The 18,255-nt window shown below is 73.5% G+C and carries 11 protein-coding genes and 1 pseudogene; 4 read left to right on the top strand and 8 right to left on the bottom strand.

Annotated features, from left to right (window positions below; all coding sequences use genetic code 11):
* The first annotated feature begins 122 nt into the window (after positions 1-122).
* Positions 123-932, top strand: coding sequence for a hypothetical protein (locus tag ABZ848_RS34295; protein ID WP_360838243.1), 810 nt, complete (start codon positions 123-125; stop codon positions 930-932).
* A gap of 35 nt (positions 933-967) precedes the next feature.
* Here the strand turns inward: ABZ848_RS34295 and ABZ848_RS34290 are convergent, their stop codons facing one another.
* Positions 968-2,659: a DUF6350 family protein gene (locus ABZ848_RS34290; protein ID WP_360838241.1), complete on the bottom strand. Its 1,692-nt coding sequence runs from the start codon at positions 2,657-2,659 to the stop codon at positions 968-970.
* A 170-nt stretch (positions 2,660-2,829) separates the two neighbouring features.
* Here ABZ848_RS34290 and ABZ848_RS34285 point away from each other — a divergent pair, with 170 nt between their 5' ends.
* A complete protein-coding gene (locus ABZ848_RS34285) occupies positions 2,830-3,654 on the top strand; it encodes an RNA polymerase subunit sigma-70 (RefSeq protein WP_360838239.1) in 825 nt (274 codons plus the stop codon).
* A gap of 51 nt (positions 3,655-3,705) precedes the next feature.
* Here the strand turns inward: ABZ848_RS34285 and sucD are convergent, their stop codons facing one another.
* The 7 genes from sucD to ABZ848_RS34250 all read right to left on the bottom strand — a co-directional run bounded on the left by sucD (position 3,706) and on the right by ABZ848_RS34250 (position 16,345).
* Positions 3,706-4,590: a succinate--CoA ligase subunit alpha gene (sucD, locus tag ABZ848_RS34280; protein ID WP_360838237.1), complete on the bottom strand. Its 885-nt coding sequence runs from the start codon at positions 4,588-4,590 to the stop codon at positions 3,706-3,708.
* A gap of 22 nt (positions 4,591-4,612) precedes the next feature.
* Complete coding sequence (sucC, locus tag ABZ848_RS34275) at positions 4,613-5,791, bottom strand: ADP-forming succinate--CoA ligase subunit beta (protein WP_360838235.1); 1,179 nt, start codon at positions 5,789-5,791, stop codon at positions 4,613-4,615.
* A gap of 754 nt (positions 5,792-6,545) precedes the next feature.
* The gene (locus ABZ848_RS34270) at positions 6,546-8,774 is read right to left on the bottom strand and encodes a hypothetical protein (RefSeq protein ID WP_360838233.1); all 2,229 of its coding nucleotides are present in this window, start codon (positions 8,772-8,774) and stop codon (positions 6,546-6,548) included.
* A gap of 313 nt (positions 8,775-9,087) precedes the next feature.
* A complete protein-coding gene (locus ABZ848_RS34265; RefSeq protein ID WP_360838232.1) occupies positions 9,088-10,308 on the bottom strand; it encodes a hypothetical protein in 1,221 nt (406 codons plus the stop codon).
* A 304-nt stretch (positions 10,309-10,612) separates the two neighbouring features.
* A complete protein-coding gene (locus ABZ848_RS34260) occupies positions 10,613-11,773 on the bottom strand; it encodes a VWA domain-containing protein (RefSeq protein WP_360838463.1) in 1,161 nt (386 codons plus the stop codon).
* A 373-nt stretch (positions 11,774-12,146) separates the two neighbouring features.
* On the bottom strand, positions 12,147-14,792 hold the full coding sequence (locus ABZ848_RS34255) for a DUF5682 family protein (protein ID WP_360838230.1): 2,646 nt from the start codon (positions 14,790-14,792) through the stop codon (positions 12,147-12,149).
* A 413-nt stretch (positions 14,793-15,205) separates the two neighbouring features.
* Entirely contained in the window at positions 15,206-16,345 is a 1,140-nt protein-coding gene (locus ABZ848_RS34250; protein ID WP_360838228.1) for an AAA family ATPase, read from the bottom strand.
* 158 nt (positions 16,346-16,503) lie between these two features.
* Here ABZ848_RS34250 and ABZ848_RS34245 point away from each other — a divergent pair, with 158 nt between their 5' ends.
* Together ABZ848_RS34245 and ABZ848_RS34240 are read left to right on the top strand one after the other, a co-directional pair.
* Positions 16,504-17,859 carry an SWIM zinc finger family protein gene (locus ABZ848_RS34245; protein WP_360838226.1) on the top strand — a complete coding sequence of 452 codons (1,356 nt, stop codon included), beginning with the start codon at positions 16,504-16,506 and terminating at the stop codon, positions 17,857-17,859.
* A gap of 112 nt (positions 17,860-17,971) precedes the next feature.
* Positions 17,972-18,169: pseudogene (locus ABZ848_RS34240) on the top strand (hypothetical protein); the annotation flags it as partial.
* Positions 18,170-18,255: the final 86 nt, after the last annotated feature.

The raw sequence follows: 18,255 nt of genomic DNA, 5'->3' as shown, positions 1-18,255 counted from the left end.
AACGAGCCAGTCGTGCGGTGCGTTCACGAAGTGACAGCTCTTGCAGGACCAGTCGTAACCGCCCGATTCACCGGGCCCACCGTCAAGTTCGCCAAGTTCACCAAGGGGAAGACGCTCTCTTGATGCCGGACCGCAGCCTGCGACTCCTCACGCTCCCCCCGCTCCCGGCACAGGGAGGGGAGCGGGACGCCGTGCTGCTGCGGGAGCGGCCGGCCTCACCGCCGGACGCGCCCTCGGACCGCAGGTCCGGCGACGCGCAGGGCGACGACAACAGTGACGGCACCCGCGACGGCGGGCGCGAGGACAACCCCTTCGCGCCGCCGCCGGAGGGCACGCCGGACCGGCCCTGGCAGCCGCGCCGCCCGGCGAACGGCGGTGACGAGGGCGAGGGCTCCGACCAGCGCACGCCGTGGGGCAGCCAGTGGAGCGACCGCCAGCCGGGCCGCTCCCCCGGCGGCTTCGGCGAGCGCCCCGGCGGACCGAACACCGGCCCCGAGGGCCCCGGGGGCCAGCCCCCGAACCAGGGCATGCGCTGGGACCCCACGGACCCGGCCCAGCGCCGTGCGCGCTACGCCCTCCTGTGCGGCATGTGGGCCTTCTTCTTCGCCCTTTTCAGCTGGCCGTACGTGGCACTGCTGCTGGGCGCGCTCGCCCTGTACTGGGGCGTCAGCGCGCTCCGCGCCAAGCCCCGCACCCCCGACAACAGCACCTCGACCCACGACCCGTCGGCCCGCCCCCAGACGACGGCGGCGGTGAGCGGCCTGGTCACGGCCACGCTGGCGATCGCGCTGGTGGCGGCGTCATTCACGGCGCAGATGGTGTACAGCGACTACTACACGTGCACGAACGACGCGCTGACGAACGAGGCGAAGCAGTCGTGCACGCAGTTGCTGCCGAAGGAGTTGCGGGGGTTGCTGGGGACGAACGGCTGACGGGAGCGACGGCAGCGGGTCTACGAACGTGACCGTCAGGGCAGGTTCGTGGGCTCGGGTGGTTCCGGGGGCTGCGGCAGGTCCGACGCCTCCTTGAGTGCCGCCCAGCGGGTCTCCCGCCAGGCGTCGTCGTGCCAGGGGGCGTGCGCTGGGTCCGTCGGTGGCGGTGTGGGGTCGGTGGGGAGGAAGTCGTACGGCCTGAGCGCCGGGTCCTGCTGGTCACGGACCAGGCCGTAGGCCTCGGTGCCGTATCCCCCGTCCTCGTCCTCGTCGTAGGGCAGGAGGGGCGTGCTGTTGGCTGCCTCGGGTACGACGTGATCGCCGGGGTCGGCAGCCTTGGGGTCGGCGCCCTTGGGCTCTCCGCCCTTCTGGATCCCGAGCCACGCCCCGGCTCCGGCCAACGCCGCCCGGATCCCCCGGCCACCGGAACCACTCCGCCGCTTCCGGCCTCGCCAAGACCGCAGCCCCAGCGCCGTCGGAACAGCCACCGCCCCGATCCACAGGAACGCCGCGCCCCCGGTCTCCCACCACACCGGCCCGAACCGAGCGAGCGCCCCGACCCCGAGCCGCCCCCCGGCCAGCGCCGCGAGGACCGCGACCCCGACCGCGCACAACAGGGCCGCGAGCCCTGCCGTTCCGGCGGTCCGCCCGCGCGCACAGGGGGTCTCACCGGCGGAACCCGTATCCGCCGTCCCCACGAACCACCCCACCGTCACCCCGGCCACCACCGGCACCACCCCCGCAGCCCAGTTCAGCCACCCCCCGTCCCCCGCGTCCGGTACCGCCGCCAGCAACGGGAACGGCGGCAGCAGAGGGGCCGGGGCCGAGGACAGGGGCCAGACCACGTGACCGGTGCCGAGTACGAAGCCGGGGCCCAGGGAGTACGAAGCGCCCCACACCGCCCCGTTCGGGACCAATGACGCGCACAGCAGCAGGACCGCGAAACGGCCCGACAAGCCCTCCGTCAGGTGGAGGAAGGACGCTCGGGCGAGGTCGCCGTGCCAGGCCAGGGACGCTCCCAGCAGCAGCGCCCCGCCGCCGGTCAGTACCGTCACTCCCGCGAGCGCGGCCCGCGCCGCCGTGGCCAGGCGGGCCCGTGGGACCGGCCCGAGGACCAGGCGCCGTACCTCTGCCGGGAGATGGATCAGTACCTCGTCGACCGCTTCGCGCGGATGGCCGTACGCCGTCCAGACTCCAGCCCCCGCCGCCGTCATCACCAGCAGCGGCACGCACACCCCGGTCCACGCCCAGGCGGGCCGCAGCTCACCGCCCGACGCGTACAGCGCCGCCGCCGCGCCCACGCCGAGATAGCCGAGGACGACCCCGGACCACGCGGCCCACCCCGACGCTCCCTCAGCCTCTCCGGCGTCCACCGCGTCCCGCGCCGCCCGGTGTACCAGCCACACCGGCAGGGCGAGCAGCAGCAGCGGCGTGACACCGACCGGCGCGGGTACCCCGGAGAGCGTGTCGGTGCGGACCAGTTCGGCGCCGTGGGCGAGCAGCCACAGCGCCGCCGCCACATGCAGCGCGCCCCCGGGCCCGCTGTCCGGATACGGCGAACTGATCCACAGCACCATCACGAGCACGGCGAACGACCCGAGCCCGAGGCCGGCGGCCACCGCACCACCCAGGAGGCTGGCAGCCAGTCCGGGCGATCGGTCGCGCAACCGGGTGAGCAGGGACGACAACGGCGATCGGCGAGCGGTCATCTGGATCACGACCGTCATGCTCCCAACGACACGCGCTTTCTCGTCGTAACAGGCGAACCTCCGAAGTGTCGCTCAATATACGTTTATGTACTTTTTCGTGCGAAGGGGCGCCCGGTGACGCAGAGCCCTGCAACCCCGCTCCGCGGGAGACGTGCGCGAAGCTCAACACCCTCGCCACGGAGGCACCCGTGACGGAGCCTCAGCCCACGCCCGCTCCCCTGACGCCCGCTCAGGCCTTCGACGCGCTCTACGCGTTCTGCGCGCCGGCCCTCGTGCGGCAGGCGTATCTGCTCACCGGGCGGCGCGAGCTCGCCCGTGAGTCGGTCGAGCGGGCCTTCCAACTCGCCTGGCAGCGCTGGCCGGAGGTGGCCGTCGACCGCGACCCGGCGGGCTGGGTACGGGCGGCGGCGTACGACATCGCCCTCTCCCCCTGGCACCGTTTCCGCCCCCGCTACCGCCACCCCGAACCCCCGCCGGCCGACGCCCCCGACCGCACCCTGCTGTCCGCGCTCCTGAAGCTCCCGCCGCCGTACCGCCGAACGCTCTTGTTGTACGACGGTGTCGGCCTCGACCTGCCGGAGACGGCGGCGGAGACGGAGGCGAGCACGCCGGCCGCCGCGGGCCGTCTGCTGCACGCGCGCCAGGCCGTCGCCGCCCGGCTGCCGGACCTCGCGGACCCGGCGGAACTCCACCGTCGGCTGGCCGAACTGGCCTCCACGGAGCGGCTGCGCGCGGCCAAGCCGCCGACGGTGAGAAGGGGCGGTGAGCGCAGGACCCGCTTCTGGACGCGGGCCGCCATCGCCTTCACGGTGACCCTGATCGGCACGACGACCTTCGCCCTGCGCACGGCCGCGACGCATTACGAGCCGCCGGTGTCGCCGGGCGTGCAGGTGCAGGGGGTTCCGGCGCGGGTGGCGCAGGGGGCGTTGTCGGAGTCGGAGGTGGAGCTGCGCAAGAAGCTGCACCGGGAGGCGGTGCACGGTCCGGACCGGCTCGTACCCGTGGCACGTTGACGGGCCCGTCCCCCGGCTGGGGAACGGGCCCATCAAGCACTGCTGAGAGGTTCAGCCGGCGAGGATCTCGCGCGCCAGCTTCGCCGTCTCGGTCGGGGTCTTGCCGACCTTGACGCCCGCGGCCTCGAGGGCCTCCTTCTTGGCGGCGGCCGTGCCGGAGGAGCCGGAGACGATGGCGCCGGCGTGGCCCATGGTCTTGCCCTCGGGCGCGGTGAAGCCCGCGACGTAGCCGACGACCGGCTTGGTCACGTTCTTCTGGATGAAGGCCGCGGCCCGCTCCTCGGCGTCGCCGCCGATCTCACCGATCATCACGATCAGGTCGGTGTCGGGGTCGGCCTCGAACGCGGCGAGCGCGTCGATGTGGGTGGTGCCGATGACCGGGTCGCCACCGATGCCGACGGCCGACGAGAAGCCGATGTCACGGAGCTCGTACATCATCTGGTACGTCAGCGTGCCGGACTTCGAGACCAGGCCGATGCGGCCCGGCTTGGTGATGTCGCCCGGGATGATGCCGGCGTTCGACTGGCCGGGGGTGATGAGACCCGGGCAGTTGGGGCCGATGATCCGCGTCTTGTTGCCCTTGCTGACCGCGTAGGCGTAGAAGGCGGCGGAGTCGTGGACGGCGATGCCCTCGGTGATGACGACCGCGAGGGGGATCTCGGCGTCGATCGCCTCGACCACGGCGGCCTTGGCGAAGGCCGGCGGTACGAAGAGGACCGATACGTTCGCGCCCGTCTTCTCGATCGCCTCGGCGACGGTGCCGAAGACCGGGATCTCGTTGCCGTCGATGTCGACGGACGTGCCGGCCTTGCGGGGGTTCACGCCACCGACGATGTTCGTGCCGTCGGCCAGCATGAGCTTGGTGTGCTTCATGCCCGTGGCACCGGTCATGCCCTGGACGATGACCTTGCTGTCCTTGTTGAGGAAGATAGCCATGGCTGTCTGAGTCCCTCTTCCCTTACTTCGCAGCCGCGAGCTCGGCGGCCTTGTCGGCCGCGCCGTCCATGGTGTCCACGCGCTGGACCAGCGGGTGGTTGGCGTCGGAGAGGATCTGACGACCCAGTTCGGCGTTGTTGCCGTCCAGACGCACGACCAGCGGCTTGGTGACGTCCTCGCCGCGGTCCTCCAGGAGCTTCAGCGCCTGGACGATGCCGTTGGCGACCTCGTCGCACGCGGTGATGCCGCCGAAGACGTTGACGAAGACGGACTTGACGTCCGGGTCGCCGAGGATGATCTCCAGGCCGTTCGCCATGACGGCCGCGGAGGCGCCGCCGCCGATGTCGAGGAAGTTGGCGGGCTTGACTCCACCGTGGTTCTCACCGGCGTACGCGACGACGTCCAGGGTGCTCATGACGAGACCCGCGCCGTTGCCGATGATGCCGACCTCGCCGTCGAGCTTGACGTAGTTGAGGTTCTTGGCCTTGGCGGCGGCCTCGAGCGGGTTGGCCGACTCCTTGTCCTGGAGGGCCTCGTGCTCCGGCTGACGGAACTCGGCGTTCTCGTCCAGGGAGACCTTGCCGTCCAGGGCGATGACGTCACCGGAGGCGACCTTCGCGAGGGGGTTGACCTCGACGAGGAGGGCGTCCTCCTTGATGAAGGTGTCCCACAGCTTGACGAGGACGTTCACGACCTTGTCGGCGACCTCGGCGGGGAACTTGGCGGCCGCGACGATCTCGCGGGCCTTCTCCTCGGTCACACCCTCGTTGGCGTCGATCGGGGTCTTGGCGACGGCCTCGGGGCGGGTCTCCGCGACTTCCTCGATCTCCATGCCGCCCTCGACGGACGCGATGGAGAGGAAGGTGCGGTTGGCGCGGTCGAGGAGGTAGGAGACGTAGTACTCCTCCACGATCTCGGGCGCGGTCTCGGCGATCATCACCCGGTGGACCGTGTGGCCCTTGATGTCCATGCCGAGGATGTTGGTCGCGTGCTCGACGGCCTCGTCGGGGGTGGCGGCGAGCTTGACGCCGCCGGCCTTGCCGCGGCCGCCGACCTTCACCTGGGCCTTGACGACGGACTTGCCACCGAGGCGCTCGGTGGCTGCGCGGGCCGCCTCAGGCGTGTCGATGACTTCACCGGCCAGCACCGGTACATCGTGCTTGGCGAAGAGGTCCCTCGCCTGGTACTCGAACAGGTCCACGCGCTTCCGTCCCTATCGTGATCTCGCGGTTCGTTGGATGCGTGGGCGTGCCGCGATGGGCAACGTGACGTCCGACGTCTGTCACAAGGGAGGCGCACACGGTGTCCGAGCGCGCGGCATGTCCGTCTCGCAGGTTATCGCTGCTTGCAGGAGGCCCCTAAATCGAGGGTCACACCTGAGCGGTGATACCTGTCACATGATGCCGCGCTCACTGGCACGGCGTGCCGGGTGTGAGGGGGCGGCGCCCTTGGTTTGGGGGTTTCGGCCGAGGCCGACGGCGCGGGGAGTGGTCCGGACGTCACGCTGAGGAGAGGGCGGGGAGAACCGGGGAGGGAACGGGGAGGGATCGGGGAAAGCGGCCCTGAGCAGCCGGAAACCGGCCACTGTGGGAGGGCGGGACGAGTCGGGGCCCCACCGGGCTGGGGTTGGCCCGGTGAGGCCCCTGGTGCGGCCCCGAGGTCGCTCGAAAGCGCCATGTCACGGGGCCTGGCCGGGCGCTCCCCACCCCAATGGGGAGCGCCCGGCCCGTTCCGTGAGGTGCGGGTGGACGGACCGACGGCTTTCGGCCGTCCGAGTGCTTCGCCCTCACGGAGCCGGTCGTTCGGCGCACTCATTGCGTGCGCCGGTGGTGATGGTGATCACCGGGGTGGGCGTGCGGTGTGCGTGGTGCTGCCTGTGGTGCTTGGGGTGCGTGTGGTGCTTGCACTTCGCACGCCGGGCATGGGCCGCGCGGATGGCGCGGTTGGCGGGGCGGTCAGAGGCGGTACGGGGCGCCGTGCGAGGTCTCGTACGAGATGCCGGGCTGCGCGCCGTGCAGGTAGTCCGGCGTGATCGACTCGGCCACGCCCTCGACGCCGGTGACGGCGTGGCCGGCGAGCGGGCCGGCGGTGCCGCGGACCGTGCCGGTGAGGTCGTCGGCGAAGGGGGCGACCCGGCCCGTGACGCCGTGCGCGAAGGGGTCGACGTCGCCGACGACGCCGTACGCGAAGGGCGTGACGTCGCCCGTGACGCCGTACGCCAGCGTCGTCGCGCTGCCGGCGACGCCCTGGACGACGGGCTCGACGAGGTCGACGACGGGTGCGGCGGCCTCGGTGACCCCCTGCGCGAACTGCGGCACCTGACCGGTGACGCCGTACGCCAGGCCGGTCGCCTGCCCGCCGACGCCGTACGCGAGCGGCGGCACCTCGCCGACGACCCCACCGGCGAAGGGCGCGACGTCCCCCACGACGCCGTACGCCAGCCCGCCCGCGTCGCCCACGGCCTGCCCGGCGACGGGCACCACGCCGTGTACGGCGGTACCGACGACCGGCGGCAGCACGGCCCCGACCGCATCCTGAGCGACCTGACCGACCAGCCCGGTGGCGTACGCCGGCACGTCGGCGACGACGCCACCGACGACGGGCGTCACGCCGTGAACGGCACCACCGGCGACGCCCTGGACGTCGGACACGGCGCCGGTCGCGACGGGGAGCACGCCGCCAGCCACTCCGGTCGCGACCGGCTGGACGCCCGCGACTACCCCGCCGGCGGCCGGCTTGACATCGGCCACGACGCCGTACGCCAGCGCGGTCGCGGCACCGACCGCGTGCCCCGCGGTCTCCTCGACCCCGCCCACCGCGCCGCCCGCGACGGGCAGTACGCCACCCACGGCGCCCGTGGCGACCGGCGTGACGCCGCCCACCGCGTGATGGGCGGTGGGCAGGACACCGGCGACGGCCTGGCCTGCGACCGGGACGACACCCGCCACCGCCTGACCGGCGACCGGCAGCACGCCGTTCACCGCGGAGTGGGCGAGCGGCGGGACGACGGCCGTGACGGTCTCGTCGAGGACGGGGGTGACCGTGCCGGGGACGTTGTCGACGACGGGGGTGACCGTGCCGGGGACGTTCTTGACCGTGCCGAGTGTCAGGTGCTCGGCGCCGTTGACTGTGCCGACGGCCTGCTGCTCGACGCCGGCGACCGTGGCGACGGCTTGCTGGCCGACCCCGTCGACTGTGCCCGTGACGTGGCTGGGGATCGCTGAGACGGAAGCCTGGGCGGCGGAGGTCGCGACGGCAGCCTTGCTCTGTGCGACGGCGGCGACGGCGGTCGCCCTGCCCTGGGCGTTGGCGGTCGCGGTCTGCGCGGCGCCCTGGGCGTTGGCCGTCAGGGTGTGCGAGATGCCGTCGGCGTTACTCACGACGGTGTGCGCGGCGGCCTGGATGGTTGCGGTCGCCGGCCGCACCGTGCCCTGCACACCTCCCGCGGAGCGGCCCGCGCCCGCCACGGTCTGCTGTGCCTTCGTGCGTACGACGCCGTCGACCCCCTGCGTCTGCGAACGCGCCGCCGACTGCACCCCCTGCAACTTCGTCTGCGCGGCGGCGAGCGCCTGCTCCACCTCGGGAGCGAAGACCGCGAGCGGGCCGAAGAGGTAGTCGATCTCGCCCTGCGGGGAGCCGGTCGCGTCGGAGGCGGCGGCGTGCGCCTGCTCCACCGTGGCCCGCGCCTTCCCGGCGGCGGCGTTCGCCTTGGCCTGCGCGGCCCGGGCGGCCTTGGCCCCCTGGATCGCGGCGGCACCCTTGATCTTCGCGGCCTTGGAGGTCGTGACCGTCGACGGCACCGAGACCTTGCCGTCGACGTACTTACGGGCCTGATCGCCCGCGTCGCCCGTCTTCCCGGCCCCGGTCGCAGTGCCGGCGACCCCGGACGCGGTGGACGTGGCCTGACCAGCACTGTCGTCCACGGTCCCGGTGACCCCGGAGACGGTGTCCGTCACGCCGGTGACCACACCGTCGACCGTGTCGGTGACGGTGCCGGTCAGCGTGCCGAGCGTGCTGTCGGTGTCGGCGGTGGTGTCGGTGTCGGCGGTGGTGTCGGTGGTGGTGTCCGATGCGGACAGGGAGGAGGCCGGCAATTCGTCCGCGCTGGCGACGGCGGAACCGAGCGCCCACGCGCCGGTGACACCGGCGGCTATGACTATGGAGCGGCGGATGTTCTTGTTCATGCTTGCGTCAGATCCTTCGGATCCTGGGAAGCGCCTGGAAGCACCGGTGTTCGAAGGGAGCGCCCTGTCGTTCCGGTGAGCTCCGACGCTTCGTCGGACGGCTTGGGGACAATTCCGGCGCCGATTCCGTGCGTGGTCCGAGAGTTGAGGAGTGCGGGAGTTCAAGAACTCGGAGGTTCAAGAGCCCGGCAGCTCGGAAGCTCGGGACCAGCGGATTCGGCGGCTTCCGTCCGGAGTTCGGAGGGTGTCCGGACGGGCGGGCAGACCTGTTCCGCCCCCGCGCGGCAGGCCTACTGCGGGGGAAGTGCCTGTCCTAGGCGGGGGATACCGGAATGTCCCGGTGCCGGTCCCGAAGACCGGCCACGTCCGTACGCACGGCACCGCCGGCCAGCAGCCGCAGCGGCGCCCGCCGGCTCAGGGCCACGGCGTGCGCGTCACCGTGCCTCGACGTTCCGCTGTCCACGGCGGAACGGTTGTCCAGCGCGCCCGTCGGGTCACCGCCCGGCGCCTGGTGCACCGGCGCGTACCCGGCCCCGGCGGCCCGCTGCTCGCTCCCCTGCGCCAGACCGGTGGCGGCACTGGCGTCGCCCGCAAGTCCCGGCCCATAAGCCGCACCGCTCATCACCGCACCGGCGTCGCGTCCGGCGTCACGCCCACCCTGCGTCTGCTCCCCCGCGCCGCCCGGCACAGTGACGGGCGCGGGCAGGGTCTGCCCCGGCTGTGCGGGCAGACCCGGCAGGGAGGGCAGCGAAGGCACCCCGGGCAGAGTCGGCAACGACGGGAGCGAGGGCAGGGACGGCAACACCGGTATCTGCGCGGTCACCTTCCCCAACTCGTCCGTCACGGTCTCCACCAGCCCACCGACCGGCCGCAGCACACCGTCTCCGACGGTCTGCACGAGCTGATCGGTGACGGGCCGAAGGATCGCGTCGTCCGCACCCGGGCCGGAAAGGGCTCCGGTGAGGGTCTCGGTGACCGGATCGGCGGAGGGCTTGGGGGCGCGAGGCTTGGGAGTGCGGTGCTTGGGGGTGGGGGACTTTGGAGCGTTCGGCTTGGGGGCGTTGGGCTTGGGGGCGTCGTGATGCTTAGGGGCATCAGGCGCGGGCGCGTCAAGCGCGGGGCCATCGGGCGCGGAGGCCTGGGGTGGTACGGCGGGAGCCGTCGGCTTCGACCGCGCCGGGGCATCCATACCGGCGTTACCGGCGCCGGCCTTCCCGGCCTCACCGCCCGTCGCCTTACCGGCCTCACCGCCCGTCAGCGACCCGACCACACCGTCCGCCAACGAGCGGACACCGTCGCCCACCGCCGCCGGAACCACCGGCCCGACCGGTCCCACCGGTACCGCCGGTCCCACCGGTACCGCCTTGACCGAGGACGCCACCGGCGCCCCCTCCGTCGCATGCGCCTGCTCCCCGCAGAAGAACCCGAGGGCGAACAACCCGCCCACCACCAGGACCACTTGCAGCGCACGCCGCCCGGCCGCCGTGCGCATCACGCGCAGTGCGGCACCGGGCAGGGCGGCCGACCAGGTCAAGACGGAGGATCCTCCAGTGCGGCGGAACGGTCTGGACGAACTCTGCGCGCAACTCCGCGCAACGGACTCGGAGTCGGCGCGACGTGGTACGGGCGAGCGGAGCGGCAGCGCACCGCTGATGAGGCGTCGATCCTCGCACGCCCCTCCGGAGGTTGCGCAAGCCCTCCGTTACCGATGGGTAGTCATGTCCCTTTTGCTGGGCGAAGTCGGACGACGATGGATCGACAAATCGTCAACGACCACCCGCATCCGCCTCGCCGCGCCCCGCCTCGCCGCGCATCGCTCCGTATCGCCTCGCCCCGCCTCACGCCGTGTCCGGTATCGGCAGCGGCCGCTTCTCGATCGCCGCCGCCATCACCTCCGGGAAGAGATCGGGCGTGCACGCGAACGCCGGCGCCCCGAGCGCGGCGAGCGCCGCCGCGTGCTCCCTGTCGTACGCCGGAGCCCCTTCGTCGGACAGCGCGAGCAGCGCCACGAACTGCACCCCGGCCGCCTTCATCGCCGCCACCCGCTTGAGCATCTCGTTGCGGATGCCGCCCTCGTAGAGGTCGCTGATGAGCACGACCACCGTCTCGGCGGGCCGGGTGATCTGCGACTGGCAGTAGGCGAGCGCCCGGTTGATGTCCGTACCGCCGCCGAGCTGGGTGCCGAACAGGACGTCGACCGGGTCGTCGAGCTGGTCGGTCAGGTCGACCACCGCCGTGTCGAAGACGACGAGTCGCGTGGAGATTGTCCGCATCGAGGCGAGCACCGCCCCGAACACCGATGCGTACACGACGGACGCCGCCATGGATCCCGACTGGTCGATACAGAGGATGACCTCCTTCTTGGTGGACTGCGCCGCGCGCCCGTACCCGATCAGCCGCTCGGGCACGATCGTCCGGTACTCCGGCAGGTAGTGCTTGAGGTTTGCCGCGATGGTGCGGTTCCAGTCGATGTCGTGGTGGCGCGGCCGGTTGATACGGGCGCTGCGGTCGAGGGCGCCGGTGAGGGTGGCCCGTGTGCGGGTGGCGAGCCGCTTCTCCAGGTCCTCGACGACCTTGCGGACGACCGCCCGCGCCGTCTCCTTAGTCGTCTCCGGCATGGCCTTGTTCAGGGAGAGCAGCGTGCCGACGAGGTGCACGTCGGCCTCCACCGCCTCCAGCATCTCCGGCTCCAGCAGCAGCGTGGACAGCCCGAGCCGGTCGATGGCATCGCGCTGCATGACCTGTACGACGGAGGAGGGGAAGTACGTCCGGATGTCCCCGAGCCACCGCGCCACGGACGGCGCGGACGCCCCCAGCCCCGCCGAACGGTCCCGCCCCGTCTGCCCCTGCCGCTCCGCCTTCCCGTACAGCGCGGCCAACGCCCCGTCCATCGCCGCGTCCCGCCCCGACAGCGCACACCCGGTCCCGTCGGCAGCGTCCCCACCGAGCACGAGCCGCCACCGCCGCAACCGCTCCGCCGCGGCCTCCTCCATCACCATCGGCCGATCACTCACCCGCACACCTCCACCCGATCCCGATCCCGCTCCCAGAGCGGCACCACCCGCACGCCGCCCGAACTGCCCGTCCCCCGAGGCCCGTTCCCGCCGTACCGAACCCGCCGGTACAGGGCCATACGCCCGCTTCCTTGGCCGAGCCCACACCCGGCACCGGAACCCTGCACATGCCCGGCCGGCTCCCCGCGCTCGGCTTCCTCCTCACGCCCGGATCCCTGCTCGCGCCCGGCCTCCTGCCCGCGCCTGGCCCCCTCTCCTCGCCCGGCCCCGCACTCGCGCCCGGCCCCTTCCGAGGACGTGCCGCCCGTCCCCGCCCTCTGCGTGCGCCCCTGCTCGCTCGCCCCGTCCACCGTCGCCATCACGCCACCCCCGCAAGGTCCTTGTCGTCCCTGTCGTCGCCCGTGTTCTCCACGTGCCCCGGACCGCCGCCACCCAGCCCGAGCAGCAGCCGCACCACCGGCACCACCGCGTCCGCCCGCTCCACATCGAGGTCGGGTGCGAAGCCCGGCGGGGCCGAACCCGCGGCGGTCGCGGTAGCCCGCTCGCCGGGCCCGCGCCGGACGAGTTCGCCCAGCGTCCGGCGCACCCCGGGTTCGTACGCCGAGAACGTCCGCCGCAGCAGCGGCAGTACGTCTGTGAACGCCTCCGCCGGCACCCCGGTCAGCCACGCGTCGACCAACCCGAGCAGCCGCTCGTCGTGCACGAGGAGCATCCCGCCGCCGGAACCCCCGCCGACGAAGCCCTCGATCCACGCGGCCCCTTCCGCCGGGGGCGTCCCCGGCGACAGCACGAGCCCCATCAGCCGCGCCGCCTCGTCCTGCGCCAACTCCCCTTCGTCCAGCAGCAACCGCACCGCCCGCCCACGAAGAACCCCGGCAACGGTGTCCCGTACGGACAGCACCCGCAGCACCACGTGCCAACGCCCGCGCAGGTCACGGCCAGGGCGATCCGCGTCCGGACCGTCGCCCCGGGGCGCCTCGGCGAGGAGCGCCACCGCCCCCTGTACGGCGTCCACATGGCGCCGCATCTCCTCGGCCGCGTCCGCGTCCAGGCCGACGCAGGCCGGGGGCAGGCCGACGAAGATCCGCTCGGCGAGGCCCGCGGCGACCTCCGCCAGCGCCCCGGTGGCTGTACCGCGCACATCGCCGTACCGCAACGAACGCACCAGCGCGGGCAGCGCCTGCGCGAGGTGGCCGACGTCCGCGTCCAGCGCCGCCCGGTCGGCCAGGACCCGCATCACCACCGGCAGCGCGTCCGGCAGTTCCGCCAGCAGGCAGCGCTCGGCGAGCGCGGTGACCTCGGCGAGGCCCTGCGCGCCCACGGCGTCCGCCTCCGCCTTGGCCGTCGCGGCGCCGAGCACGGTCGTACCCCACACCCCGGCCTCGGCGATCCGCACCGACAACTCCGGCTCCCAGCGCAGCCGCCACGTCTCCCGGAAGGTGCCGGTGCTCCCCCGCGAGGCCACCGGCTCTCCCCACGCGACGCCCAGCAGCCGCAGCCGGTGCAGCAGCCTGCTGCGCCCGGCGTCGGTCTCCTTGCGCAGGTCCAGCTCCAACTCCCGCTCCAGCGCCTCCGGTTTGAGCCGCAGCCGCCGCTGGACCCGGTCCAGGTCCCGCTGCAACGGCACCGCCGGCGCCGCCGGCGGCACCTCCCCCAGTACGTCCCCGACGACCAGCCGGTCGTGCACCAGGGCGAGCGGCACGTCGGAGCCCTCGCACATCACCGCGCGCACGGCGTCCGTGGTCTCGCCGAGCCCCGGCAACGGGCGGCCCCGCATCACCGCCAGCGTCTCCGCCAGCCGTACCGCCTCGATGACATGAGCCGAGGAGACGATCCGGTCCTCGTCCCGCAGCAGCCCGGCCACCTTGGTCATCCACCGCTCGACGGGCCGGTCCCGGACGCTGAACAGATGCCCGTACCACCCCGGCGAGTCGATCCCCGCGCCGTACCCGCTGACCCGCGCGAGCCGCCGATTGGTCCACGGCACCCACGTCATGTCCGCCTTGACCTTGGGCAGGCCCTTCACCAGGGCCCGGTCGGCGGCGACGGCCGTCTTCTCCCGCAGCGCGGGCACGTGCCAGGCCCCGCACACGACGGCCACCACGTCCCCGAACTCCCGCTGCGCGACCCGCACCTGAAGCCGCATGTACGCCTCCCGCACGAGATCCCGCTCATGCCCACCCGTGCCGTACACCTCCCGCAGGGCCCCCATGGCCTCTTCCAGCACGACGAACGGCGCGAACGCATCCCGCTCCCCCGCCCCCCGAAGCTCGACGACGTCCTCCCACCATCGCTCGGGATCGTCGTAACCAGCGGCACCGGCAAGCACGGCCAACGGATCGATACGGACGTCCGCTTCGGAGGCCGGAGGAGGGGTCGGGGGTGAGAGGGGACTGGGCGGGTGCCGATCGGCACCACCGGCCCCGACACGCCCGGCCCCGGCGGCACCGGGCCTGTCGGCGTCGGGCCCACCGGCACCCGCAGATGCACCGGCTCGCCCGCCCGCAGACGGGCTGCCCTCCTGCCCCGCAGTCCCGGCCCCGCCCCCGGCCGCATCACCACCCCCGGCCGCCCCAGCCCCGTCGGCCTCCCCACCCAGCGTGCCGTCGGCCCCCTCACCCACCGCCTCCTCGACCCCGTCCCTCCCCCACGCCAGCGTGTGCGTCGCGGGCAAGTCGATGAAGCGGGCCGGGACTTCGTGCTGCAGGGCCCAGCGGATCGCGACCCACTCCGGGGAGAACTCGGCGAGCGGCCAGAACGCCGAACGGCCGGGCTCGTCCACCGCGTGGGCGAGGAGGGCGACAGGTGGCCGCATGTCCTCCTCGGCGGCCAGCGGAATCAGCGAGTCGGCCTCCGGCGGCCCCTCGATCAGCACGACCTGGGGCCGAGCCGCGTCCAACGCGGCCCGCACCGCCCGCGCCGACCCGGGCCCGTGATGCCGCACCCCGAGCAGCAGCGGCCCTCCCCCGGCGCCCCGACCCCCACCGTTCCCAGTCCCTGTCACACCGTCCCCCTCACCATCGCAACCACCAACACCCCCACACGCTCACGCCCACGGCCCCTCCCGCCGCTGCCGACCCGGACACCCAGCACCCACATCCAGCCGACCCCGCACTCCCGCCCCACAGCCCCTCCCGCACAGGCCGTCCCGGACATCCGCCGCCCCCTCCAGCCCGCCCCCACACTCACGCTCCACAGCCCCTCCGGCACCGGCCGACCCGGACGTCCCCCACCCGCATCCAGCCCACCCCGCGCTCTCCCCTCACTCACCCACCCGCGCCTCCAACCCCCCACGCCCTCGCCGTCCCCATCCGCCCCACTCACCGAGCAGCCCCTGCCCCGGCCGCCGCCCGCCCCTTGCTCCCCCGTCCCCAGCACTCCTGCCGCTCCCTCCCGAGCGCCCCCACCCCAGATCGTTCACGCGCTCACCTCGCGGCAGGCCCGGTAGAAGTCCGTCCAGCCGTCGCGCTCCCGGACGACCGCCTCCAGGTACTCCTGCCAGATGACCCGGTCGGCCGCAGGATCGCGGACGACCGCGCCGAGGATGCCCGCGGCGACGTCCCCGGCCCGCAGCACGCCGTCGCCGAAGTGGGCGGCCAGTGCGAGCCCGTTGGTGACGACGGAGATCGCCTCGGCCGTCGACAGCGTGCCGCTCGGCGACTTGAGCTTCGTACGGCCGTCGGCGGTGACCCCGTCGCGCAGCTCGCGGAAGACGGTCACCACGCGACGGATCTCGTCGACGCCGTCCGGCAGGGACGGGAGGTCCAGGGAGCGCCCGATCTGGTCCACCCGGCGCGAGACGATCTCCACCTCGGCGTCGGCACTCTCCGGCAGCGGCAGCACCACCGTGTTGAAGCGCCGACGCAGGGCGCTGGAGAGGTCGTTGACCCCGCGGTCGCGGTCGTTGGCCGTGGCGATGAGGTTGAAGCCGCGGACCGCCTGCACCTCCTGCCCCAACTCCGGTATCGGCAGCGTCTTCTCGGACAGGATCGTGATGAGAGTGTCCTGCACGTCGGCCGGGATACGGGTCAGCTCCTCGACCCGCGCGGTCATCCCCTCCGCCATGGCCCGCATGACGGGGCTGGGCACGAGGGCGTCGCGGCTCGGGCCGTGCGCCAGCAGCTGCGCATAGTTCCAGCCGTACCGGATCGCCTCCTCCGGCGTGCCCGCGGTGCCCTGCACGAGCAGGGTCGAGTCACCGCTGACCGCCGCCGCCAGGTGCTCGGACACCCACGTCTTCGCAGTGCCCGGCACGCCGAGCAGCAGCAGGGCCCGGTCGGTGGCGAGGGTCGTCACGGCGACCTCGACGATGCGGCGCGGGCCCACGTACTTCGGCGTGATGACGGTCCCGTCCGGCAGCGTGCCGCCGAGCAGATACGTCGCCACCGCCCACGGCGACAGCTTCCAGCGGGCCGGGCGCGGCCGGTCGTCCTGCGCGGCCAGCGCCGCCAGCTCGCCGGCGAAGGCGTCCTCGGCGTGCGGCCGCAACGCCTCCGCCGGTTCCTCCACGAGTACTTCGGCTGCTTCGACGGTCGTCGGTTCCACGGACACAGACATGGCGGAGAGCCCCCTCCAGCTCGGCCGGTTCGGATCTGACACCAACCGTGCACCACGCCACTGACAATCCGTTCCGACCTGCGAAAACGCCTCCGCGAGACCGATCGCCGGGCCGCTCGCCGGACCGATTGTCAGTGGTGGGATCTACCGTCGAAGACATGACTCAGCAGGGGGTGCGCTGGAGCGCGGAACAGGTGCTGGCACTGGCGCCTGACGCCGCGTCACGCAAAGCGGGAAGCAAACTCGGCGCGGCGGGACCGTGGTCCGAGGCGGGGAGTTCCGACGAGGGGACGGTGTGGGGGCTGTGCAAGGGCAGCGGCAGCAAGCCGTATCAGACGGTCGTCGACATCGCGGACGCGGCGGGCCCGGCGTACAAGTGCAGTTGTCCGAGCCGCAAGTTCCCGTGCAAGCACGCGCTCGGCCTGCTGCTGCTCTGGGCCGGCGAGGACGGGGCGGTGGGGGCGGGCGCGCCGCCGGACTGGGCGGAGCAGTGGATAGAGGGGAGAAGGCAGCGCGCGGAGGAGAAGCGGTCGGCGGGGCCGTCCGGTTCCTCGTCCGCGGCCGGTGATCCGGAGGCGGCGCGGCGGCGGGCGGAGCGCCGGGCCGAGCGGGTCACCGCGGGCGCGACGGAGCTGGAGCAGCGGCTGACGGACCTGCTGCGCGGCGGCCTGGCGAGCGCGGAGCAGGCGGGGTACGGGCTGTGGGAGGAGACGGCCGCCCGCATGGTCGACGCGCAGGCGCCCGGACTCGCGGCGCGGGTGCGGGAGTTGGGAGCCGTCCCGGCGTCCGGGCCCGGCTGGCCGGTGCGGTTGCTGGAGGAGTGCGCGCTGCTCCATCTCCTGGACCAGGGCTGGCTGGGCCGGGAGCGGCTCCCGGAGGGCCTGGCGGCGACGGTTCGTTCCCGCATCGGGCTGCCGGGCTCGGCGGACGGCCCGCCGCTGCGGGACCGCTGGCTGGTCCTCGCGCAGTACGACACGGCGGACGCCCGCCTGACGACCCGCCGGATCTGGCTGCACGGCGCCGACTCGAACCGCACGGCGCTGCTCCTCTCCTACGGCGCCGCTGGCCGCTCCCCCGAGCTGGCGCTGCCCGTGGGCCTGACCCTCGACGCGGAGCTGTCCCACTACCCGGGTGCCGGGCAGCTACGGGCGGCCCTCGGCGAACAGTTCGCCCCACCGGCACCCACATCCCAACGCCCACCGGGGATGACGACCACGCAGGCCGCCGCCCGCTACGGCACGGCCCTGCGCGACGACCCTTGGCTGGACTCCGTCCCGGTGACGCTCGACCGGGTCATACCGACCCCGGACGGCACCTCCTGGCAACTGGCCGACGCCGACGAGGACACCGCACTGCCCCTCACACCCACCGCCGCCGCCCGCCCCGGCCTCTGGCGCCTGGTCGCCCTCTCGGGCGGCACCCCCGTCAAGGTCTTCGGCGAGTGCGGCCACCGAGGCTTCACCCCTCTGACGGCCTGGCCGGAGGACAGCGGCGAGCCGGTGCGGCTGTGCTGACCCGACGGCACACGACCACTCCCGGCTTCCCCCTTCCACACGGAGGCAGCCCGTCGAACCTCCCGACCAGCCCCTCAACCCACCTCCTGCGCAGCCCCTCGAAAGGAACCGCATGAACAGGACGTCCACGCCCGTGGATGCGCCCGCGCCGGGCGTCTGGGAGGAGCTCGTCACGGCGGCGTTGCTCGGGACGGAGCGGCGTACGCCGCCCGGCGGGGCCCCGGGCCGGGAAGCACCGGTGGCGCTGCTGGACGCGGCGGCCGTGGAGACCGTACGACGGCGGGCCGGGCTGCGACCGGCGCGCGCGGCCGTACCGCTTTATCTACCCTGCTTACTCCGGCATCCTCACCGCCCGCCGCGTGCGGGAACCCGTCGGGGGAGTGGAGCGCGTGCGCT

Source organism: Streptomyces sp. NPDC047081, from assembly GCF_040643775.1.
In the GTDB taxonomy this organism is placed as follows: Bacteria; Actinomycetota; Actinomycetes; order Streptomycetales; family Streptomycetaceae; genus Streptomyces.
This window is presented reverse-complemented; position numbering and strand designations above follow the sequence as displayed.